Origin of the sequence: Halorubrum coriense DSM 10284, assembly GCF_000337035.1 — an archaeon.
In the GTDB taxonomy this organism is placed as follows: domain Archaea; phylum Halobacteriota; class Halobacteria; order Halobacteriales; family Haloferacaceae; genus Halorubrum; species Halorubrum coriense.
Genome location: NZ_AOJL01000042.1, coordinates 44039 through 67079 on the forward strand (window position 1 = coordinate 44039; position 23041 = coordinate 67079).

The window sequence follows — 23041 nt, forward strand, 5'->3', positions numbered from 1 at the left end:
TGTTTATCCGATTTATTCGTGATAGTTGTCGTCGTGCGGACCGTCGTGGTCGCGCGTGGAGGGGATCGAAAACGGCTCGCCGAGCGCTACTCGGCGTCGGCCTTCCGCTGGATCTCCTCGACGATCTCGGGGTTCCGAAGCGTGCTCGTGTTCCCGAGCTCGTCGCCGTCGGCGATGTTCTCCAGCAGGCGACGCATGATCTTCCCGGACCGGGTCTTCGGCAGGTCGGGCGTGAACACGACCTGCTCCGGCCGGGCGATCGGGCCGATGGCGTCCTCGACGCCCGCGACGATCGCGTCGCGAAGCTCGTCGGTGCCCTCGTAGTCGTCCTCGGTCGTCACGTAGGCGTACACCGCCTCGCCCTTGATGTCGTGGTCACCGCCCACGACGGCGGCCTCCGCGACCCCCTCGACGCCGACGATGGCGGACTCGATCTCCATCGTCCCCAGCCGGTGGCCGGAGACGTTGAGCACGTCGTCCACGCGGCCGAGGACGGTGATGTAGCCGTCGTCGTCGATCTTCGCCCCGTCCTCCGGGAAGTACACCCAGTCGTCGGGGTCGTCGCTGTCGGTGTCGGAGTACTCCGCCCAGTACTCCTCGACGTAGCGCTCGTCGTTGTTGTACAGCGTCCGGAGCATGCCGGGCCACGGCTTCTGAACCGTGAGGTAGCCGGCCTTCCCGGGCTCCACCTCCTCCCCGAGCGTGTCGAGGATCTGGACGTCGAGCCCCGGCAGCGGCGGGCCCGCCGCGCCGGGCTTCATGTCCTTGACGCCGGGGAGCGTGGTCACCATCATCCCGCCGGTCTCGGTCTGCCACCACGTGTCGACGATGGGGCACTCCTCGTCGCCGATGTGCGTGTAGTACCACTTCCAGGCGCGCGGGTTGATCGGCTCGCCGACCGTCCCGAGCAGCCGCAGCGAGGAGAGGTCGTGGCGGTCCGGGAACTCCGGTCCCCACTTCATGAACGCGCGGATCGCCGTCGGGGCCGTGTACAGCTGCGTCGCCTCGTACTCCTCGACGATCTCCCAGAGCCGGTCGCGCTCCGGGTGGTCCGGCGTCCCCTCGTACATCATCGTCGTCGTCCCGAGCGCGAGCGGGCCGTAGACGATGTACGAGTGCCCGGTGATCCAGCCGATGTCGGCCGAGCAGAAGTACGTGTCATCCGGCTCGATGTCGAGGACCGACTGCGAGGTCCACGACACCCACGAGAGGTAGCCCCCGGTCGTGTGTTTCACCCCCTTCGGCTTCCCCGTCGTCCCCGAGGTGTACATCAGGAACAGCATGTCCTCGGCGTCGCGGGTGACCGGCTCGACAGCCGCGCCCTCGTGTTCCGCGACGAGGTCGTCGTAGTCGACCTGGTCGTCGGCGAGGTCGTGGCCGAAGTCGTCGCCGTTCGGCCCGAGCCGGTCGACGACGACCGTCGTGGTGTCGTGGTCGACGCCCGCGAGCCCCTCGTTCGCCTTGTCGAGGTGGTCGAGCGGGTCGCCGCGGCGGTAGTAGCCGTCGCAGGTGACGAGGTACTCCGACTCCGCGGCGTTCATCCGCGTCGCAAGCGCGTCGGCCGAGAACCCGGCGAACACGACGCTGTGGGGCGCGCCGATGCGGGCGCACGCCAGCATCGCGACCGGCAGCTCCGGGATCATCGGCATGTACATCGTGACGACGTCGTCCTCCTCGACGCCCTGCTCCCGAAGGGCGGCGGCGAACTCGTTCACCTCGCGGTGGAGTTCCTCGTAGGTGTACGAGCGGTCGTCCTCGTCGACGGGCTCGCCGACCCACTCGATCGCGACCTCGTCGCCGCGCTCGTCGAGGTGTCGGTCGAGGCAGTTCGCCGACGCGTTCAGCTCGCCGCCCGTGAACCACTCGTAGAAGGGCGGGTCGTCGTCGTCGAGCACCCGGTCGTAGTCGGTTTCCCACTCCAGCAGGTCGGCGGCCGCCTCCCAACACTCCGGCCAGTTCTCCTCGAACTCCTCGTATATCTCCGGGTCGGAGACGTTCGCCTGTTCGACGAACGACTCCGACGGCTCGAATACCTCCTGTTCCGCGAGTCTCGCTTCCAGTTGGCCGTCTCCCTCTGTCATGGTACGGTCGTATCCAACCAATATCACCATATAAACGCTAACGCTAATTACGAAAAACCGTGATAGATACCCCGGTCAGCGCGTCGCCTCCGACGAGTCGGCGTCGGCGGCCCCGGCGTCGCCGCGGATCGACCGCCCCGCGTCGTCCTCGAAGACTCCGTCGAGGAGCGCGCGCTGGGCCTTCCGGAGGTGGTTGTGGAACGTCGGCGACGAGACGCCCATCGCGTCGGCCACCTCCTCGGCCGTGCTCCCGCGCGGCCAGTCGAAGTAGCCGCCGTGGTACGCCGCCGACAGCGCGGCCCACTGGCGGTCGGTGAACCGGTCGGCGACGCCCTCCCGCAGCGACGACTCCGTGCGGGGCGAGCGGGCGACCGACTCCTTGCTCGCGAGTCGCACGTCGGCGAACCGATCGCGGAGGCCGTCGGCCACGGGTCGGACGTTCGTCCCCTCGGGGAAGTCCGCGACCACGCGGACCCGGCCGTCGGCGGCCGACGCGTCGCGCACGGTCGCGCCGTGGTCGATCAGCGCCCTGACGAGCGAGCCGCCGTCGAGGCGGAGCGACGCCGAGCAGCCGTCCTCGCGGGTCTCTATGACGCGGAAGTCGGACGCACCCGTCGCCGAGGTGACCGTCGACGCGAAGTCCTGCGGGCGAGCGCCGTCGACGGAGAGGTACGCGCGGGAGGCGTCGTCGTCGACTTCGACGGTCGACGCCAGCTCGATCCGGCAGTCCAGCCGGTCGCTCGCGCGGGCGAGGAACGCCCCGTCGTCGCTCGTCCGGAACTCCACTTCGGTCACCGCGTCGGAGTGGAGTAGCTCCCGCCACCGGTCCGCGGTGATCGCCCTCCCGAGACACCGCCCGAGCGCCGCGAGCGCCCGCCGCTCCGCCGGCTCGACCGGGTCGCCGTCGGCCGCGACGACGCAGAGCGAGCCGTGGATCACGCCCTCGTAGGCCGCCGGCACCGCGACCGCCGGCCGGCCGTCGGTCTCCCGTCGACCGTCGGTCTCGGCGGGTGCGCCGTCGGCTATCGCCTCCAGCCACGGCCCACCTGCCGTCACCCCACGGTCCGCGAGCGACGCCGGATCGACGCCCGCCGCCGCGGTCACGTCGGCCCGCTCGCCGCCGACCGCCCGGCGAACGAGCCACGCCTCCGCCCACCGGTCGGCCTCGATCAGTCCCGCGGCGACGGCCGCGGGAGGCTCCGCTCCCGCGGGGTCACCGAGCGCCTCGAATCCCGGCAGGACCGTCATCTCGGCCCGCTCCGCCGGCTGGTCGTCAGACGCCTCGTCCCCGGCGAACGCGGCCGCGAGCGCCTCCCCGTCGAGCGGTTCGAGGTACGGGTCCAGCGTGCCGAGCGACTCCCAGCCGCCCGCGTCGCGGACCGCTCGGGGATCGACGTCGCGGTCGACGAGCTGCCGCCTGGCGAACGTCTTCCGCAGGGCGCTCGGCGTGACCCGCCCGTCGGGCGCGGCGTCGGTGAGGCTCGACGCCCGCGCCGCGGTCTCGCTCACGATCATCTGGACGCGACGAGGGGAGACGCCGACGTACGGCTCGTCGTCGTCGAGTCCCTCGCTCGTCGCGTACCGGTCGAGGTCGGCCGCCAGCGACGCCGGTACTGCGGTCTCCCTATCGACGTCCCCCTCGCCGTCGACGGCCGGGACCGCGAGGAGACGCGCGCCGGCGACCGATTCGGGTTCCCGCAGGTGTCGCGGAGCGACGCGGGTTATCTCCTCGGTGCGAAGCCCGGCCTCGCCGGCCAGCCTGACGACGAGCGCCGCGCGATACGTCTCCGCGGCGGTGACGAGCGCGTCGTACGCGTCCGCGTCGAGGCCGTCGACCATCCGTTTCGGAATCCAACAGTCAGCCGAAAGATAACTGTTCCGGACGTTCGCTTCTCCGTTCCGAGAGCTACCGCGTCGCCGCGATTCTCTCCTGTTCGCGGCGGAATCCCGGTAGGTATGTTTCGCATCTGCGGTCGCGTCCGAAACGGTCGTCGTCGACCGCCGCGACGGCCGAGCATCGCCCGTGTTCAGAGGCGGAACCAGGTCGCGAGAGGGCGACCGTCCGCGCGACCGGAGCGCGCCTACAGCTGAGCGCCGTCGTCTCTGACGGTCGACTCGATCTCGCCCACCACCTCGGGGTTCCGGAGCGCGCTCACGTCGCCGAACTCCTCGCCGCGGGCGATGTCCTCCAGCAGCCGGCGCATGATCTTCCCCGAGCGCGTCTTCGGGAGCTCCGGCGTGAACACGATCCGGCCGGGGCGCGCCACGTCGCCGACGGCGCTCGTCAGCCGGTCCGCGATGGCGTCGCGGAGCGCCTCGTCCGGCTCGACGACGCTCTTCGTCGTCACGTACGCGACGATGCGCCCGTCGTCGTCCCCGACGACGGCGGCCTCGGTCACGCCGTCGGCGTCGACGATGGCCGCCTCCAACTCCGCGGTGTTGAACCGCTGGGCCCGGACGTTGATCACGTCGTCGACGCGGCCGAGGATCGTGACGTAGCCGTCCTCGTCGACGGTCGCGCCGTCGCCGGTCCGGTAGCGCCACCCGTCCTCCCCCCTGAGCCAGTACTCCCGGAGGTAGCGCTCGTCGCCCTCGCGGAGCCCGCGGAGCATCCCTGGCCACGGGGAGCCCAGCGTGAGGTACCCCGACTCGCCCGGGTCGACCGGCTCGCCCTCCTCGTCGACGACGCGGGCGTCGATCCCCGGTAGCGGCGGGCCGACCTTCCCCGGCTTCATCGGGGTGATCCCGGGGAGCGTGGCGAGCGCGATGGCCCCGGTCTCGGTCTGCCACCACGTGTCGACGACGGGCGCGTCCCCGCCGCCGACGTGGTCGCGGTACCAGCGCCACGCCTTCGGCGTGATCGACTCGCCGACCGTCCCGAGCAGGCGGATCGACGAGAGGTCGTGCGACTCGGGGTACTCCGCGCCCCACTTCATGAACGAGCGGATCGCCGTCGGCGAGGTGTAGAAGACGCTCACCGCGTTGCGCTCGATCAGGTCCCAGACGCGGTCGCGGTCCGGGTAGTCGGGTGACCCCTCGTACAGCACGGTGGTCGTCCCGGTGGCGAGCGGGCCGTACACGCCGTAGGAGTGGCCGGTGATCCAGCCGATGTCGGCGGCGCACCAGTAGGTGTCGTCGGGGCGCACGTCCAAGACCTTCCGCGTCGTCCACGCGACGTGCGCGAGGTAGCCGCCCGTCGCGTGCTCGACGCCCTTCGGCCGCCCGGTCGTGCCCGAGGTGTACATCACGAACAGCAGGTCCGTCGCGTCGCGGGCGACGGGCTCGACCGTCTCCCCGTCGTGCGCGTCGACGAGCGCGTCGTACTCGTGCTCGTCGTCGCCGAGCGAGACGGCCAGCTCGTCGCCGAGGCGGTCGACGACGACCGCGGCTGACAGCTCCTGTTCGGCGCGGATCCGGGCGTTGTCGGCCTTCGACTTCTGATTGAACGCGTCCTCGCGGCGGTAGTAGCCGTCGCAGGTGATCAGGTACTCGGAGTCGGCCGCGTCGATCCGGGTCGCGAGCGCCTCAGCGGACAGCCCCGCGAAGACGACGTTGTGCGGCGCGCCGATGCGGGCGCACGCCAGCATCGCGATCGGCAGCTCCGGGACCATCGGCAGGTACAGCGTGACCACGTCGTCCTCCTCGACGCCGAGGTCGCGCAGCCCCGCCGCGAGCGCGTTCACCTCGCGGTGGAGGTCGAGATAGGTGTACGACCGGCGCTCTCCCCGCTTCCCGAACCACCGGATCGCGAGCTGGTTCCGCCGGTCGTCGAGGTGGCGGTCGACGCAGTTCGCCGCGGCGTTGAGCCGCCCGCCCGTGAACCACTCGTAGAAGGGCGGCTCGGAGTCGTCGAGGACGGCGTCGTACTCGCGGTCCCACGTCAGGAGGTCGGCCGCCGCGCGCCACGCCGCCGGCCCCTCGCGGTCGAACCGCTCGTACACCGCGGAGTCGCTCGCGGCGGCGCGCTCCCGAAAGTCGGCCGGCGGCGGCACGACGTCCCCGTCGCCGTCGACGGTCCGACCGCGGTTCCCGGAGTCGTCCATGGCATCCAATGGCCGGCGCAGAAAGGTATACTTTGTCCGGTCACCCGCCGACCGCGCGTCCCCCGTTCACGGACGCCGCTTCCCGTGTAGTTCCGGGCGTCAGACCGACTCTTCCGGCGGCGTCGAGACGTCGGCCGCCTTCGCGCGGGCGCGGGCCACGATCGACGGCTTGGCTTCGAAGTCGACCGTCACCTGGTCGCCGGCGTACGTCTCTTCAGCGACGTACCCGTGGTCGTGGACCCACGAGACGAGGCTCATCGCCTCGTCAGAGACCGGGAGGACGAGGCGCTCGCGCTCCCAGTCGGGGAGCTCCGCTTCGACCCGGTCGCGGAGCTCGGCCACGCCGGCGCCCGTCTTCGCGGAGACGGCGATCGGGTCGGGCGCGACGCCGGAGAGCGCGGCGCGCTTGTCCGCGAGCGAGCCCGGTTCGAGCCGGTCGATCTTGTTGAACACGGTGACGACCGGCGCCTCGTTGCGCTCGTAGAGGGTGTCGTGGCTCGTCACGAGCTTCTCGCGCATCGCCTCCACCGACTCGCTGGCGTCGACGACGAGGAGGACGAGGTCGGCGCGGTACACCGAGTCGAGCGTCGACTCGAACGACTCCACGAGCCAGTGGGGGAGGTCCGCGATGAACCCGACGGTGTCCGTCAGCAGGACGTCGCGCTTCTCCATCTCGGCCCGGCGCGTGGTGGTCCCGAGCGTCGTGAACAGCATGTCCTGCGACTCCGCGGTGGTGTCGAGGTCGCGGTGGCGCTCGGCGTTCTCGTCGACCGCCAGCTCGTCCGCGAGCCGGCGCATCAGCGTCGACTTCCCGGCGTTGGTGTAGCCCGCGAGCGCGACGAGGTCGAAGCCGGAGTCGCGGCGCTGCTCGCGGCGCGCCTCCTCCTTCTCCGCGATCGACGCCAGCTCGTCGCGGATCTCGGAGATCTGTCGTTTGATGTCGCGCTCGACGCTCTCGTCGTACTCGCCGAGCCCCATGAACCCGGGGCGCTCGTCGCGCTTCGCGAGGCTCGCCTTCGCCTCCGCCCGAGGGAGCTCGTAGCGCAGCTCCGCGAGCTCGACCTGGAGCTGCGCCTTGCGGGTGTTGGCGCGCTGGCCGAAGATCTCGAGGATGAGCGTGAACCGGTCGACCACCTCGACGCCCTCGGGGAGCTTCCCGCCGACGTTGAACGTCTGGTACGGCCCGACGTCGTTGTCGATGATCACCGCCTCGGCGTCGGCGCGCCGGACGAGGTCGCGCAGCTCCGCGACCTTCCCCTCGCCGAACATGAACGCGGCGTCCTCGGTGCGGGTCTGAGTGAGCTCGCCGACCACCTCGTAGCCCGCCGCCGCCGCTAACTGGCCGATCTCGGAGAGGTCCGCCTCGCCGGAGTCGACGCGCTTGGCGACGACCGCGCGGCGTCCCTCGCCGGTCGGTTCGGCGTCGACGTGGAGCTCGACGCCGTCGCTCATCGGAGGAGGTCCCGAGCGGCGTACGCGGCGTGGTGTGCTGCCTGCACTGTCTCGCGCTCGCCTATGCTCTCGACGTATTTAAAATCGGGCTGGAAGCTCAGTCCGACTCGGTTCGCCGGCTCCTCGTAGAACTCGCCGCCCTCCGCGACGATCGGTCCGTCGGGCGGGGTCGGGAGGTCGCTAACCGCGTCCGTGGCGAGCGCGACGGTCGCCTCCAGCGTCGGCCCCTCGCGCGCGGCGGCGAACCCGATCCCCTCCACCGAGCGGATCCGCGCGGAGTCGATCCGCGCGTGGACCGCGGCCGCGACCATCAGGTACTCGCCGTCCTCCTCGTGGCGGCCGCTGATGTCCACGCCGACGACCTCAGGGGCGGGAGCCGTCCACCACCGTTCTGCCGGTCCGCGCTGCTCCGACTGCTCGACTGTCCATGTGCGGTCGTAGGTCGCCCGCCGAATTGAACGTTTCCGTGTCGGGGTCGGCCGACTCGCGTCGGCGGGCGTCGGCGACTCTCGGCCGACGGAACCGTCGCCCTCAGTCCCGCAGGTCGTCGACCACGGCCGCGACGCGGTCGACCGCCTCGTCGACGTCGCTCTCGTCGACGTCGAGGTGCGTGGTGAACCGCGTCGCGTAGTCGTCGAACTCGACGCAGCCGACGCCGGCGTCCTTACAGGCGGCGTAGAGCGACGCGGCCTCGACGCCGGCCGCCTCGGTGTCCACGACGACGATGTTGGTGTCCGGCGCGGGCGCGTCGACCCCGTCGAGCGCGTCGAGGCCGGCCGCGAGCCGCTCCGCGTTGGCGTGGTCCTCCGCGAGGCGGTCGACGTTGTCGAGGGCGCGGAGCGCCGGCGCGGCGATCATCCCGGCCTGTCGCATCCCGCCGCCGAACAGCTTCCGGACCCGGCGGGCGTCCTCGACGAACGCCTCGTCGCCCGCGAGGATCGAGCCGACCGGCGCGCCGAGCCCCTTCGAGAGGCAGAACGTGACGCTGTCGGCGGGGTCGACGATCTCGCTCGCGTCGACCCCGAGCGCGACCGCGGCGTTGAACACGCGCGCACCGTCGAGGTGGACCGGCACGTCGGCGTCGCGGGCGACCTCGGCCGCGGCCGCGATCCGGTCGACCGGAACCGCGACCCCGCCGCGGTAGTTGTGGGTGTTCTCCACGGCGAGGAGGCCGGTCCCGGGGCGGTGGAGGTCCTCGTCGACGAGCCCCTCGCGGACCGCCTTGGGGGTCGGGACGCAGCGCTCACCGGCGTCTATCGTCCGCGTCTGGACGCCCGAGAGCTTCGCCGCGCCCGCGAGCTCCCAGCGGTAGATGTGGGACTCGCGCTCCAAGAGGAGCTCCTGGCCCGGCTCCGTGTGCGCGTGGATCGCGATCTGGTTTGCCATCGTCCCCGAGGGGACGTACAGCGCCGCCTCGGTGCCGACCGCCTCGGCGGCCCGCCGCTCCAACTCGTTGACCGTCGGGTCGTCGCGGTACACGTCGTCGCCGACCTCGGCGGTCGCGGCCGCGTCGCGCATCTCCTCGGAGGGCCTCGTGACGGTGTCGGACCGCAGGTCGATGAAGTCGTCGTCGGACATCTGTTGTAGGCCCTTCCGCGGCGGCGGGCATATATCCCGCGCTCGGCGAACAGCGGACGCGACGAGCGCGGATCCGCGGATCGCGTCTCTGACGCTCGGTTCCGCGTCCGGTCCCTTCTTAACGACCGGGAGCGATCCGTGACGTATGGCAACGGAAGCCGCGCCAGACGAGTCAGCGAGCGCACCGGACGCCTACGAGGCCCTTCTCGACCGCGTCCAGCGGTGGAACGCGGTCGGCAGCGCCTCCGGGGTCCTCGGGTGGGACCAGCAGGTGATGATGCCCGAGGGCGGCACCCCCGCGCGGTCGAAGCAGCTCTCGGCGCTCTCCTCGGTCCACCACGACATGGTCACCGCCGACGAGACGGGCGAACTGCTCGACGAGCTCGACGACGCCGACCTCACCGAGGAGCAGGCGGCGGTCGTCCGCGAGGTCCGCCGCGAGTACGAGCGCGCCGACGCCGTCCCGGTCGAACTCGTCGAAGAGATCTCCGAGACCGGCTCCGAGGCGCTTCAGGCGTGGGAGGAGGCGAAGGCCGAGGACGACTTCGACGAGTTCGCGCCGTACCTCGAGAAGCACGTCGAACTGAAACGGGAGTACGCCGAGCACATCGACCCCGACCGCGACCCCTACGAGGTCCTCTTCGAGGAGTTCGAGCCGTGCCTGTCGATGGAGCGCGCCGAGTCGATCCTCACCGAGCTCCGCGAGGCCCTCGTCCCGATGATCGAGGACATCCGCGAGTCGGACGTCGACCTCGCGGTCGACACCTTCGACGGGACGTTCCCCGAGGACGACCAGGAGACGCTGTCGCGCGACGCGCTCGAACTCGTCGGCTACGACTTCGACCGCGGTCGCCTCGACGTCTCCTCGCACCCGTTCACCTCCGGGAACCAGTTCGACTGTCGGGTGACGACCCGGTTCGACGAGACCGACCCGCTCGGTGCGGTCGGATCGACGGTCCACGAGTTCGGTCACGCGCAGTACAACCTCGGCCTGCCGCAGGAGCACTTCGGCACGCCGCTGGGCACGTCGCGCGACCTCTCCGTCCACGAGTCGCAGTCGCGGCTCTGGGAGAACCACGTCGGGCGCAGCGAGGCGTTCTGGGAGGAGTTCCTCCCCGTCTTCCAAGACCACTTCCCGCAGACGGAAGAGGCGACGGTCCGGGACGCCTACGAGGCGTTCAACCAGGTGTACGAGGACAACTTCATCCGGGTCGAGGCCGACGAGCTCACCTACCACCTCCACATCGTCATCCGGTTCGAGATCGAGCGCGACCTCGTCCGCGGCGACCTCGACGTCGAGGACGTGCCCGAGGTCTGGAACGACAAGTACGAGGAGTACCTCGGCATCCGCCCCGACACCGACAGCGAGGGCTGCCTCCAAGACATCCACTGGAGCCACGGCAACTTCGGCTACTTCCCGACCTACTCGCTCGGCTCCGTGATGGCCGCCCAGTTGTTCGAGGCCGCCGAGGCGGAGATCGACGACCTCAACGCGAAGATCGCCGACGGCGAGTTCGACGACCTCCACGACTGGCTCGGCGAGAACGTCCACCAGCACGGCTCCCGCTACGAGACGAACGAGCTGGTCAAGCGCGCGACCGGCGAGGACTTTTCCGCGGACGCGTTCCTCGACTACGTCGACGAGAAGTACGGCGAGCTGTACGGGATCTGAGGCGGTCCGGGTCCCGCGATCCGGCCCGGGGTCCAAATCGCGTTCCGGTCCGCCGCGTGTCTGATCGGACGCCTTTTCGCGCCACGCGCCACAGTGTCCGGCATGCCAGACGACGACCCCGACCCGTGGACGCGGACCCTCCGGGAGATGAAGGCGCTGTCCGCGGAGCTCTCGGAGGACGGATGGGACACGCTCGCGTCGCCCGCGGGCGACACCGCTGCGATCCCGCCGGACGACGACCGGAGGCTGGACCCCGGCTTCGCACACGTCGTCCCCGACGACGACGCGGACACGTTTGTCGAGTGGTTCGATCCGGACGGGTTCGAGCGGACGCGGGTGTTCCGCGCCGCGACGCCCGATCGGCTGTTCCTGTTGACCGTGATGCTGGACGAACCGAGTGCGCGGGCGATCCTCATCACTGGCGCGATCGACAGGTCGTCTCTCCCCCCGGTCCGAGCCACGGCCGAGGAGACGGGAGTCACGCGCTCGCACGTGCTCCGCGTCGACGGGACGCACCTCGGGTCGTTCCGGCACGCGGACCCGGACCCGTTCTTCCCGGAGTGACGCGGCGACCGCGACCCGTGCCCTGAAGCCACTTCCGGCCGGCGGTCCCGGTTGCGGACTCCGAAGCCGATTTACGTGTCTACGCGGACTGATAGCTGTAACAACAGTGCCCGCGCACGCAGCGAACTCGACTGATCGGACGGCAGCCTCGACCGCTGTATGAGCCGGGTACAGTACTTTCTCAAGCGGGTCGCGCTGTCCGTGCCGGTACTCGTCCTTGGCGCGACGCTCACGTTCGTGATCTTCCGGTTCGGACCGATCGACCCGGCGGCCGCCATCGTCGGCGAAGCGGCGACCGAGGAGGGGGTCGCCGAGTACGAGCGGATCCGCGTGGAGTTGGGGCTCGAACAGCCGCCCCTCCAACACTACTGGAGCTACATGACCGATCTGCTGACGTTGGACTTGGGACAGTCGTGGGTGTTGGCCCCGCAGACGGACGTGGTCTCGCTGCTCGTCGTGTACGCGCCGCGGACGCTGTGGCTGGCGTTCTGGGCGGTCCTCATCCCCATATTCGTCGGGATCCCGATGGGAGTGTACGCGGGGATCAACTCCGACACGCCCCTCGACTACCTGTTGTCGCTGTTCGGGATCGTCTGGCGGGGGATGCCCAACTTCTGGCTGGGAATCATCCTCCTCGCCGTGCTCTCCCAGTCGGACGCCCTGCTCGGATTCAGCTGGAACGACCTCTTCGTCGAGACGTCCGTGACCGGGACGCCCGACCTGTCGCGGCTGCTGTCGCCGACCGGCTTCGTCGCGGCGGTGAAACAGGTCCTCCCGGCCGCCGTGGTGCTGGGATCGGCCTCCATGGGGAGCGAGCTTCGGATCGCCCGGACGGCGGTGCTCGAAACGATCAACGACGGATACGTCGAGGCCGCCGAGGCGAACGGCGTCCCGCGGCGTTCGGTCGTCTGGAAACACGTCCTCCGGAACGCGCTGATCCCGTTGGTCCCGACGATCACCAACGAGGCGTTCCTGCTGATCGGCGGTTCCGTCATCGTCGAGGTCGTGTTCGGGATCAACGGGCTCGGCTGGCTGTTCTTCCAGTCCGTCCTCAACGCCGACATGCCCCTAGTGACCGCACTCGTCTTCGTCTTCATCCTCGTCGTCGTGCTCATCAACCTGCTTCAGGACCTGCTGTACGTCCTGATCGACCCGCGCGTCGGGTACGGGGGGCGGTAGCCGTGGCGCCGGACTCACCGTCGGCGCGGTTCCGCAGTCGACCGCTTCCGGCCCTCGGCTGGTTCACGGGCGTCGCCGTCCTGATCGCCGCGGAGTTGGGGCGAATGGCGGCCGGCGCGGTCTCGGTCGGGACGGCCGTCGCGGCCGCGACAGGGCCGACCGCGACGTGGGTGCGGGGAGCTCTCGCCTCCCGCGGACCGGCGGGGGTCGCGGTCGTCGGTCTCTCCGTCCTTCTGGCGTGGCTGGTCGGGGTGGTGGTCGCCGCTCGTGTCGGGTCCGAACGCGTCGAAGCGGCGACCGCGGCGCTACCCCCGCGGCTCCGTCGGCCGGCGGAGCGGGTCGGCCTCGGGGGGGTGGTCCTCGTCGGATGTTGGCTCGCCGTCCGGTTCGGTGCCGCCGACGCCGTCCACGCGGTCGGCGAGACGGCGCTAGCAGCGGTCCGGCCGATCGCCGACCTCCCGACGCTGACCGCCCGAGAGACGGTCCCGAACCGCGGGTATCAGCTCCCCGACGGCACGTGGCGGGGAACGTTCCTCGGGCTGTCTCCCGCCGTCGCGTGGGGCGTCCGGGTACTCTTGATCCACCTGTACGTGCTCGCGTGGGCGGCGTGGGTCTGGGTCGGATATCTGCTGTTCCGGGCCCACTACCGCCGGGCCGACTGGACGCCCCGCGACGACGCAGTCCGGCGGCTCCGCGGCCACCGCTGGGGCCAGTTCGGGCTCGTCGTGGTCGGACTGTTCCTGACGATGGCGTTGTTCGCCCCGTCGCTCGGGACGACCACCGCCGAACAGAACCTGTACTCGCCGTTCTCGCACACGATCCAGTACTACGACCCCGATCTCGGGCGCGTCACGGAGATCCTCGTCGGCAACGCCAACTCGCAGACGCGGTCGGTGGGGTACGCCGCCGAGAACCTCGGCCCGGGTAGCTACGACCGGTTCGGTCGGTTCCATCCGTTCGGCACGCTCACCAATGGGAAGGACCTCTTCACCTTCCTCGTTCACGGCGCGCGGGTGTCGCTGGTCGTCGGGCTGTTGAGCGTGGGAGCGAGCACCGTCGTCGCTACCGCGTTCGCGCTGCTGTCGGCGTACTACCGCGGCGTCGCCGACCTCATCCTCGTGGTGACGAGCGACACCGTGATGGGGGTCCCCCGGCTGCTGCTCCTGATACTCCTCACGGTGCTTCTGGCCGACACGCCGCTCGCGGGGCTGTACGACGGCGGCGTGCTGCTGGCGCTCGTGCTCGCCGCGACGGGGTGGCCGTTCCTCTGGCGCGCCTTCCGCGGCCCGTCGCTCCAGATCGCCGAACGCGACTGGGTCGACGCCGCGCGCAACTACGGCCAGTCGCCGCTCGGGATCATGCGGCTCCACATGCTCCCGTACCTCGTCGGCTACCTGCTCATCTACAGTTCGCTGGTGTTGGGCGGCGTGATACTCGCCATCGCCGGGCTGTCGTTCCTCGGGCTCGGCGTCACCCCGCCCACGCCGGAGTGGGGCCGCGCCGTCGACATGGGGCGGGAGTACGTGGCGACCGAGTCCTGGCACATCTCGCTGATCCCCGGGGCGATGGTGACGCTCGTAGTCATCGGGTTTAATGCCGTCGGCGACGCTCTCAGAGACGTTGTTGATCCGCAAAGCGACAGCGGGGCGACCGACCCCAGCGAGACGGAATCCCGGGGTGGCGGCGTGTGACTGACGGACCGATCCTCTCCGTCGAGGGACTGAAGACGACGTTCCACACCGACCGCGAGACCGTTAGGGCCGTTGACGGCGTCTCGTTCGCCGTTCCGCCCGGACGGACGCTCGGGCTCGTCGGCGAGAGCGGCTCCGGCAAGAGCGTGACGGCGCGATCGATCCTCGGCCTCGTCGACGATCCGGGCCGGGTCGACCCGAGCGGGTCCGTCAGATACCACGGGCCGTCGTTCGTCCGCCGGATCGCCGAGCGGTATCCGGACGCGGTCCGGTGGGCGACCGACGAGACGGACGGTCCGGACTCCCAGGCCACGGCCGATCCCCAGCCGCGCGGCGACTCGTCGCCCGACCCCGAGGAGCGGTTCGTGACAGTGACGGAGGTCCGCTCGGCCGGCGAGGCGGCCGCGATCGAGACCGGATGGGTCGATCTGGTCGCCGCGCCGAGGGCTGTCGTCGAGCGGGCCCGCGGCGGCGAGATCGCGATGGTGTTTCAGGACGCCGCGAGCAGCCTCAACCCGGTTTACACCGTCGGCAACCAGATCCGGGAACTACTCGGGATCCACCGGGACGTCGACGGCGCGGAGGCGACGGAGACCGCGGCGGCGCTGCTGGAAAGCGTCGGTATCTCGGACCCGGAGCGGCGGCTCGACGAGTACCCCCACCAGTTCTCCGGCGGGATGCAACAGCGTGCGGCGATCGCGCTCGCGCTGGCGTGCGACCCCGAGGTGCTGCTCTGCGACGAGCCCACGACCGGCCTCGACGTCACGATCCAGGCGCAGATACTCGACCTGCTGGAGGAGCTTCAGCGGGAGCGCGACCTCGCGGTCGTGTTCATCACGCACGACATGGGCGTCGTCTCGCGGATCGCCGACGCGGTGGCCGTTATGTACGCCGGGGAGGTAGTCGAGCGGGCGTCGGTCGGACGGCTGTTCGCAGACCCCAAACACCCCTACACGCGAGGGCTGCTGGAGAGCATCCCCGGGCTCGCTGGCACCGCTGACCGCCTGCCGACCATCGAGGGGAGCGTGCCGACGCCGAACGAGCCGGCCACGAGCTGCCGGTTCGCGCCGCGCTGTCCCGAGGCCATGCCGGAGTGCGAGACGGTCCATCCAGCCCACGTGGACGTGAGCGCCCCCTCGGATGCCGTCGCGGCCGGCGACCCCGCGGGGACCGATGAACACACGGCCGCCTGTCTGCTCTACCCGGAGGCGGAACCGCACCGCCGGCGGATCGCGGCACACGACGAGGACCTCGAACTGAACGCCGACGGGTCGACGGGCGCAGGCGGTACCGGCGAGGGGCCGGGGGCCGCCGATCGCGGGGGTCCGTCGTGAGCGATTCGGAGCGTTCTGGCGCGGACCGGGACCCACTCGTCAGCGTCGAGGGACTACGGACCTACTACGCGAGCGAGCGACTGATCGGCGGAAAGCCGGTCAAGGCGGTCGACGGCGTCTCGTTCGAGATCGGTCGCGGCGAGACCGTGGGGATAGTCGGGGAATCCGGCTGCGGGAAGACCACCCTCGGTCGCAGTGTCCTCAGACTGGAGGACGTCGACGCCGGACGAGTCTACTTCGACGGACGGGACGTGACGGAACTGGGACGCCGGGAGCTGAAGTCGTGGCGGCAGGACGCGCAAATGGTGTACCAGAACCCGAACACGGCGGTCAACGAGCGGATGACCGTCGGACAGATCGTCCGCGAGCCGCTCGACGTACACGGGTGGGGGACCGACTCGGACCGGCGCGACCGCGTCGCGGAGCTCCTCGAAACGGTCGGGCTCGAAGCGGAACACTACCACCGGTATCCGCATCAGTTCTCGGGCGGCCAGCGGCAGCGGATCGGCATCGCCCGGGCGTTGGCCCCCGAACCGGAGTTCATCGTCCTCGACGAACCGGTGTCGGCGCTCGACGTCTCGGTCCAAGCGAAGATCCTCAACCTGCTCACCGACCTCCAAGAGGAGCTGAACCTCACGTACATGCTGATCGCACACGACCTGAGCGTAGTCAGGCACGTCTGCGATCGGGTCGGCGTCATGTACCTGGGGAAGCTCATGGAACTGGGACCCACCGAGGAGCTGTTCCGGTCGCCGTCGAACCCCTACACGCGGGCGCTCCTCTCCGCGATTCCGCACGCCGACCCGACGGTCTCGCAGGACCGGATCACGCTCCGCGGCTCTCCACCCAGCCCCCGCGATCCGCCGACGGGGTGCGGCTTCTCTACCCGGTGTCCGTTCAAAATCCGACCGACGGAACACGATGCGGTGGACGAGGAGGGGTGGACTCGGATCGAGGAGTTCCGGGCGGTGCTCCGCGACCGCGCCCGCAACGCTGACGGCTTCGTTGACGGGCTGAAGCGCCGACTCGGGGTCGACGACCGAGCGACGCCGATCCGCGAGGTGCGCGACGACCTCTTCGGCGACGTGAGCCTTCCGGAGGCCGCCCGCGAGCGGATCGATCGGGCGGTCGCGACCGCGGCGGAGGAGGGAGTCACAGAGGCGACGGAGCTTCTCGACGATGCCTTCGGGTCGGTCTGCGAGACGGAGGTCCCGGACGACCACCCGACCGCGGCCGGCCGGCTGAGCCGGTGTCATCGTCACCGAGACGAGTACGAGGAGCCGGACGAATATCGCACCGACACGCGGTGACGGTTCCCCCGGTCCGACCGGGGACCCGCTGACGCCGCGTCGCCAGAGAGGAGGGCTCTGCCCCGGTCCGGGCCGGCAGTTAGCGGTTCAGCGATATCCCGTTCAGCTGCGGGCGGCGCTGCGAGCCGTGCATCTCTAGATCCTCGACCCAGTCGTACCAGTACAGGTCCTCGATCGGGTGCCACAGCGGAAGCATCGTCATGTCCTCCCAGTTGGCCCGCTCGATTTCGAGGTACGCCTCGTTGCGGGCCTCCTGTGCCGACTCGGAGGACACCCGGTTCTCCTCGTAACGGTCCCACGCGTCCGCGGCCCGCTGTGCGGCGTCGGACAGTTGGTCGTACTCGTAGTCCGCCTCGGCACCCCACCGCGACCAGGCGAACTGGTTGGGGTACGCGAACCGGAGCATCGCGTCGGCCTCGAGCCAGCTGAGTTCGTTCCAGACGGCGTAGATCGTGATGTCGCCGTCGATAGCTCGGTCGGTCAGCGTGGAGATCGGCGCCTGCTCGATCTCGATGTCGATGTGGGCGGCCGCCGCTTGATCGCGCAGCAGGCTCGCGATCTCGCTCCACTCGGACGCCTGCCTGTCCGAGGGGAACTGGAGCGTCGTCTCGTACGGATTGTCCTCGCTGTAGCCGGCCGCCTCCATGACCTCTCGAGCGGCCTCCAAGTCGGACCGGGCGTAGCCGTACGGGTACTCCTCCTCGGCCAGTTCGCGGTAGTCGCTCGCCCCGCCGGGGAAGCCGCTGGGCGGCGTCAGGAGATAGGCGGGCTCGCCCTGGCCCCGCACCGCCGTCTCGGTGATCCGCTCTTGGTTCACGATGTACGCGATTGCCTTCCGCGCCGGCTCCTCGACGCGGAGCGTGTTGAAGATCAGGTACTGGGTCCGCGGCAGGCTCGTCTCGCCGTAGTTGAGCGTCTCACCGCCCACCAGTCCGTACGTGCCCTCTCTGCGGTCCTCGTCGACCTCCCCCGAGATGTCCAACAGCGAGGGGTCGAACTGGGACCGGGGCAGATTGAAGATGTCGACGTTCTGTTCGTTGACCGCGCGGGTGTACCGCGCGTTCGGGTCCTCCAGGATCTGCCACCGAATCCCCTCGATGTTCGCCACGGACCCGCGGTACTCGTCGAACCGATCGACGACGATCTCGTTGCCGGGGTCCCACGTGCGGAACTCGAAGGGTCCCGTTCCGGTGAGCCGTTCCGTCGCCCACTCGTCGTACGGGTACTCGCCCTCGTACCCCTCGATGTCACCGACGATCCCCTCCGGGATCACGGTGAACCGGAGGTCGGCGAGGTTCCCGAGCGTGTTCTGGAACGGCGTCTCCAAGGTCATCTCGACGGTGTACTCGTCGACGGCTTCCAGCGCCAGCGAGCCGGGTACGGTGTCGCCGCTCTCGTCGGTCTCGTGGGCGACGGACATCGGACCTCGGACGATGCGGTCCTGGTTGTTGCGGTTGTTCTCCGACTCCGCGAGTCGCCGCCACGAGAACACCACGTCGGCGGCGGTCAGCTCCTCACCGTTGTGGAACGTGACCCCCTCCTTGAACTTGAACGTGTACGTCAGGAAGTCCTCGGAGACCGTGTACTCCTCCACCAACATGGCGGAGACCGGGGCGGTACCGTTCTCGTAGCTGAACGGCTGCTCGTGGACCTGCGAACTCATCCACGCGTTGATCCCGCCCGAGATACCGATTGGATCCAGCGTCGACCGGGGGTTCTGAATTAGTTGGAGCCGTCCGGCGTCGGGCTGCCCCTCCGAGTCGCCAGCGTCCGAGCTACCGTCCGTCCCGTCGGACCCCTCTTCGACCGGGTCTTCTCCGGAGCATCCCGCCACCGCGACGCTCGACACAGTTCCTACGCCAGCGAGGAACTTTCGACGATTAAGATCTACTGCCACACGTCGTTATACGAAAGCGTGGATAAACCACTTGTCATACACCGAGATTCCGCCAGTATCTTGTACAGCGGATTCGCCACACGCTCGACGGGCTCGCGGCCCGAAAGGCCCTCGAAGAAGCGGTTCGCGAGGTGAGAGAAGTGTGGGCCGGGTCGAACTCGGGTTCGAGCGCCGGCGCGTCGCAGCTCGGGCGGGCGGCAAGGGCTTCTCGGACCGGCCGACTCTTCTCGTTCGGACCGTAGTGCGCGCAGTGCGACGGCGAGTATTCGTCCGTCGTTCGTTCAGGTGTCTCGGACGAAGCCGGATCCACGCACGTGTGAACTCATCCGACGGACGAAGCACAACCGGATAGAACCCGGCTCGGAACACCCGTCGGTTGGGATCGGACGCCTCCGCGGTTCAGAACGACCGGTTTATTCCCTCGGTGTCCGCGTCGAACGCACCGACCGTCTCGACGGCGGCCGCGCCGGCCGCGTTGCCGATCGTCGCCAGTCGGCGGAGACCTGACACACCGCCGTGCCGTGCGGCAAGGACCGCGCCCGCGAACGCGTCGCCGGCGCCGGCCGTGGTCGCGACGCTCGCCGACGGGGGCGCGACGCTCACGCGCTCCGCGATCGCTCCGTCGTCGATCCGCAGCGCCCGCGTCGCCTCGCCGCCGTCGGTGACGAACGCCGTCGCGGAGTGGTCCGCCGGGAGGAGTTCGAGCAGCCCCGCCGGTGTCGGTTCGACGCCGGCCACCGCGAGGTCGTCCGTCCCGGCGAACAGCAGCTCGCAGCGCGGGAGCACCTCTCGCAGCGCGTCTCGGTACTCGTCCGGGCCCGACCACTGGTTCGGACGCCCGTTGAGGTCGAACGCGACGCGGGTCCCGCACTCCGTGGCCGCCGCGGCGAGGCGACGGACCGCCGTCCGGTTCACCGCGGACGGTAGCGTCACTCCCTCGAGGAGGATCCAGTCGTACGGCTCCACGAACGCCGCCGGATCCTCCGGCGGGGTGAACCCGTAACAGCTCCCGGCCACCCACGCGTTCCACGCCTCCTCCCCCGCTCCTCCGGTGTACAGCGTCAGCGGCGACGGCGCGTCGACCCGCGCGACGCGCCCCGTGTCGACCGCCCCTCTCGCGAGGTGTCGAGCGGCCGCCGCGCCGAGCACGTCGCTCCCGACGTTCGTGACGAGGTCGACCTCGCAGCCGAGCGCGGCGGCCCACCGGGCGGCGTTCGTCGCCGTGCCGCCGACGTGCCACTCGAAGCCGCTTCCCGGCGCGATCGATCCGTCGTCCGTCGGGTAGAGGTCGACCGTCGTGTCGCCGACGACCGCTACCCCTGGGTCGCTGTCACTCACTGTTGCTCCGTGGGTAATACGCTGTGGCGGTACCGGAATGAATCTACCCACTCGATCCCGCCCTCAACCGGCGGCTACGGGCCGGTCGCCCGTGGGTCGAGCGCGCGTCCGGCTGTGGGATATTTCCGACCGGAGGGCGTCGTGATCGACATGCCACAGACGCATCCCGACGTCGACCTCAAGTCGGACCTGACCGACGACGTCGCCCTCGTCACGGGGGCGACCCGAGGTATCGGAGCCGAGATCGCCGCCGGTCTCGCGGATCTGGGCGCGACCGTGTACGCCGGGGCCAGAGACCCGGCCGACGTCACCGCGGCGGACCAGCGTCCCGTCGAGTTGGACGTGACCGACGACGGGCAGATCCGAGCGGCGGTCGACCGCATCGAACGGGAGCGGGGGTCGCTGGACGTCTTGGTGAACAACGCCGGGATCTTCCCTCGATCGGGACCGCTCCACGAGATGGACCCGGCGGACTTCGACCGGACGATGGCCGTGAACCTCCGCGGGCCGGTCCTGTTGACGAAGGCGGCGCTGCCGCTGCTGTTGGACGGTCCCGGCGGGCGCGTGATCTCCATGTCGTCGGGGCTCGGGCAGTTCACCGGGGGACAGATGGACGGCGGATATCCGCCGTATCGCCTGTCGAAGGTGGGACTCGGTGGGCTGACGGCCTACCTCGACGGCGAATACGGCGACCGCGGGCTCGTCGCCAACGCCGTCTCCCCCGGCTGGGTCCGGACGGACATGGGCGGGGACGGCGCGCCGCGCCCGCCGTCGAAGGGGGCCGAGACCCCGGTGTGGCTCGCCCGGTTCGCCCCGGGGAGTCCGGGGGGACTGCTCTGGAAGGACCGCGAGCGGGTTTCCTGGTGAGAGCGACGGGGCCCTCCCGGGAATCCGCGTCCCGCCCTCGTTTCACGCTCACCCCAGCCGGAACCCGGTCATCATGACGATGATCGCCAGCATCATCGCCCCCTCGAACAGGCCGACGACGAGGTTCTTCTTCTCGATCGATTCGAGCCGCGAGGCGTCCGGGTCCGGCGACAGCGTCTCGTAGTACGCGCTGAGGTGAAGCCGGTGGGGCACCGCCAGTCCGAACGCGAACAGCCCCCAACCGAGCGCGAGCGCGGCCCCCGACCACGCGCCGCCGAAGCCGTAGCCGAGGCCGAGGTCGGTCGTGAGCAACACCGTTCCGGACAGCACCGTCGTCAGCGAGAAGCCGACGAGGAAGAAGACGGCCTTCGGCACCAGCGTCGTCGTCACCGCGGCCGACGCCTCCTCGTCGAGGCTCCCGAGCGTCGGACCGACGATCGCCGGGAAGATCAGCGCGAACCCGAACCAGACCGCCCCCGCCGCCACGTGCGTGTAAAAGAGGAGTTCGGTGCTCGCGAGCGCGAGGCTCGCCCCGAGGAACGCCAGCGGGACGAGGAGGCTCCCCGCCGCGAACGCCGGGTTCGCGGCCTCGGCGAGGTGCTGGACCCGATCGACGAACCCCTGTTCGACGACGCGACGGTCGGACTCGTTAGCGAATGCCATGTCATTTGATCGCAATCAAGCACAAAATTCGTTCTGGTCGACACGAACACGGCCGGTTTCCGCAGCGAACGCCGCTGCGCCGCGGGGTTACTTCTCGATGATGCTCTCCTCGACGGCCTCGCCGAAGTGGCGCGCGACGTCCTCGTAGTAGACGAGCGCCTCGTCGCCCGGCTCGACCTCGGTGACGGCCTTTCGCCCCTCGCTCGTCGCGATCTTCACGGTCTCGGCGTTCTGGATGAGCGTCTCGATGCGGTCGGTCCCCTCCTCCGTCTCGACCTCCGCCTGGATCCGGAACATCGGGCGCTTCTCGATCTTCACCCGGCCCACGACCGCCTCGCGGGTGTGGCCGTCGGTGTCGACGACCTGGACCTCGTCGCCGCTCGACAGCTCGGCGAGGTAGTTGGTGCCCCCCTCGGCGTTGCGGGCGTAGGCGTGGACCGCCCCGGCGTTCACGCGGAACGGACGCGAGGCGACGTACGGCGACTCCGCGGTCTCGGCGTGGACGAAGAAGAGCCCGCGCGACATCGACCCGACGAGCATGCCCTCGCTGTCGTCCATCAGCGACCCCGTGTCGATACAGACGCGGTCGGCCATCCCGGTCTGCTCGATCTCGGTCACCTCGGCGTGCCGGAGGTCGAGCGTCTCGCGGTCCGCGGCGTCGCGGGCCTCGACCGCGCCGCGGATCTCGTCCGGCGAGTCCGCGTCGAGGAGGACGCCGTCGGCACCGATCTCCAGCGTCTCGAAGGCAGTCCGGGCCTCCGCGGCCGTCGTCGCGCCCGCGACGAGGTGGGTCTCCTCGCCGACGCGAGCGATCAAATTCTCCAGCGGGATGATCGACCAGTCCTCGCCGACGATCACGGTGAAGTCGGCGTCGTCGGCCGCGGCCTCCGCGAACGCCTCGTACTCGGTGCCGAGGACGCGCACGTACGCCCCCTGCGCGCGGTCGTCTCGGCGGCGCAGGGTGGTCAGGTCCGCGGAGCCGGTGAAGTCCTCGGGCATCGAGATCGTTCCGTCGCCCTCCCCGCCCTTGCCGACGAAGTAGGCGTCGGCCTCGGCGTCGCTCTCGGCGTCGTCGATCACGTCGGCGTCGGAGCGGAACGCCGCGACGTTCACGTCGCCCAGCTTCCGGACGCGGCCGACATCGTCCTCGTCGACGAGCACCCAGTCCGCACCGGCCTCGATGGCGGCCGTGACCCGTCGCTTGCGCGCCTCCCAGTCCCCGACGTCGGCGTCGGCCTTGACCCAGACCGTGCGTGTCATTATCGGGACCTCGCGGCGGGGCGGCTTGAAAACTGCGGAAGGGTCGCGTACTGCGGCCGGCCGGGGCCCGAAGACGACAAAGCACTTACCGTCTATTCGCAATTGTCACTTG

The 23041-nt window shown here is 70.1% G+C and carries 17 protein-coding genes; 7 read left to right on the plus strand and 10 right to left on the minus strand.

Features of this window, described 5'->3' with window-relative positions:
* Positions 1 to 86: 86 nt before the first annotated feature.
* From acs (C464_RS10435) to C464_RS10460, 6 genes are all read right to left on the minus strand, one after another.
* Positions 87 to 2081: an acetate--CoA ligase gene (gene acs, locus C464_RS10435; protein WP_006113660.1), complete on the minus strand. Its 1995-nt coding sequence runs from the start codon at positions 2079 to 2081 to the stop codon at positions 87 to 89.
* Between the two features lie 75 nt (positions 2082 to 2156).
* Complete coding sequence (locus C464_RS10440) at positions 2157 to 3920, minus strand: bacterio-opsin activator domain-containing protein (protein ID WP_006113661.1); 1764 nt, start codon at positions 3918 to 3920, stop codon at positions 2157 to 2159.
* Between the two features lie 242 nt (positions 3921 to 4162).
* The gene (gene acs / locus C464_RS10445) at positions 4163 to 6124 is read right to left on the minus strand and encodes an acetate--CoA ligase (RefSeq protein ID WP_006113662.1); all 1962 of its coding nucleotides are present in this window, start codon (positions 6122 to 6124) and stop codon (positions 4163 to 4165) included.
* A gap of 99 nt (positions 6125 to 6223) precedes the next feature.
* Positions 6224 to 7576 (minus strand): GTPase HflX, encoded by a 1353-nt coding sequence (hflX, locus tag C464_RS10450; RefSeq protein WP_006113663.1) that lies wholly within the window; start codon positions 7574 to 7576, stop codon positions 6224 to 6226.
* A complete protein-coding gene (locus C464_RS10455) occupies positions 7573 to 7929 on the minus strand; it encodes a DUF2209 family protein (protein ID WP_006113664.1) in 357 nt (118 codons plus the stop codon). Before C464_RS10455 ends, hflX begins: the two co-directional genes overlap by 4 nt.
* Positions 7930 to 8107: 178 nt before the next feature.
* A complete protein-coding gene (locus C464_RS10460; protein ID WP_006113665.1) occupies positions 8108 to 9154 on the minus strand; it encodes a threonine aldolase family protein in 1047 nt (348 codons plus the stop codon).
* 145 nt (positions 9155 to 9299) lie between these two features.
* Here C464_RS10460 and C464_RS10465 point away from each other — a divergent pair, with 145 nt between their 5' ends.
* From C464_RS10465 to C464_RS10490, 6 genes are all read left to right on the plus strand, one after another.
* Positions 9300 to 10826, plus strand: a complete 1527-nt coding sequence (locus C464_RS10465; protein WP_006113666.1) for a carboxypeptidase M32 — start codon at positions 9300 to 9302, stop codon at positions 10824 to 10826.
* A 102-nt stretch (positions 10827 to 10928) separates the two neighbouring features.
* A complete protein-coding gene (locus tag C464_RS10470) occupies positions 10929 to 11390 on the plus strand; it encodes a DUF7529 family protein (RefSeq protein ID WP_006113667.1) in 462 nt (153 codons plus the stop codon).
* Between the two features lie 159 nt (positions 11391 to 11549).
* The gene (locus C464_RS10475; protein ID WP_006113668.1) at positions 11550 to 12569 is read left to right on the plus strand and encodes an ABC transporter permease; all 1020 of its coding nucleotides are present in this window, start codon (positions 11550 to 11552) and stop codon (positions 12567 to 12569) included.
* Positions 12570 to 12571: 2 nt separating this feature from the next.
* A complete protein-coding gene (locus C464_RS10480) occupies positions 12572 to 14260 on the plus strand; it encodes an ABC transporter permease (protein WP_006113669.1) in 1689 nt (562 codons plus the stop codon).
* Entirely contained in the window at positions 14257 to 15594 is a 1338-nt protein-coding gene (locus C464_RS10485; protein WP_006113670.1) for an ABC transporter ATP-binding protein, read from the plus strand. Before C464_RS10480 ends, C464_RS10485 begins: the two co-directional genes overlap by 4 nt.
* A complete protein-coding gene (locus C464_RS10490; RefSeq protein WP_006113671.1) occupies positions 15591 to 16904 on the plus strand; it encodes an ABC transporter ATP-binding protein in 1314 nt (437 codons plus the stop codon). Before C464_RS10485 ends, C464_RS10490 begins: the two co-directional genes overlap by 4 nt.
* A gap of 79 nt (positions 16905 to 16983) precedes the next feature.
* Here C464_RS10490 and C464_RS10495 read toward each other — a convergent pair whose 3' ends face one another.
* Together C464_RS10495 and C464_RS10500 are read right to left on the minus strand one after the other, a co-directional pair.
* Complete coding sequence (locus C464_RS10495; RefSeq protein WP_006113672.1) at positions 16984 to 18753, minus strand: ABC transporter substrate-binding protein; 1770 nt, start codon at positions 18751 to 18753, stop codon at positions 16984 to 16986.
* 447 nt (positions 18754 to 19200) lie between these two features.
* The gene (locus C464_RS10500) at positions 19201 to 20139 is read right to left on the minus strand and encodes a carbohydrate kinase family protein (RefSeq protein ID WP_006113673.1); all 939 of its coding nucleotides are present in this window, start codon (positions 20137 to 20139) and stop codon (positions 19201 to 19203) included.
* A gap of 150 nt (positions 20140 to 20289) precedes the next feature.
* Between C464_RS10500 and C464_RS10505 the strand changes: the two genes are divergently transcribed.
* On the plus strand, positions 20290 to 21006 hold the full coding sequence (locus C464_RS10505) for an SDR family NAD(P)-dependent oxidoreductase (RefSeq protein ID WP_049911065.1): 717 nt from the start codon (positions 20290 to 20292) through the stop codon (positions 21004 to 21006).
* Positions 21007 to 21054: 48 nt separating this feature from the next.
* On the opposite strand, the gene C464_RS10510 is transcribed toward C464_RS10505, so the two are convergent.
* Together C464_RS10510 and C464_RS10515 are read right to left on the minus strand one after the other, a co-directional pair.
* Positions 21055 to 21669: a hypothetical protein gene (locus C464_RS10510; protein WP_006113675.1), complete on the minus strand. Its 615-nt coding sequence runs from the start codon at positions 21667 to 21669 to the stop codon at positions 21055 to 21057.
* Between the two features lie 87 nt (positions 21670 to 21756).
* Positions 21757 to 22929, minus strand: coding sequence for a 3-dehydroquinate synthase II (locus tag C464_RS10515; protein ID WP_006113676.1), 1173 nt, complete (start codon positions 22927 to 22929; stop codon positions 21757 to 21759).
* Positions 22930 to 23041: the final 112 nt, after the last annotated feature.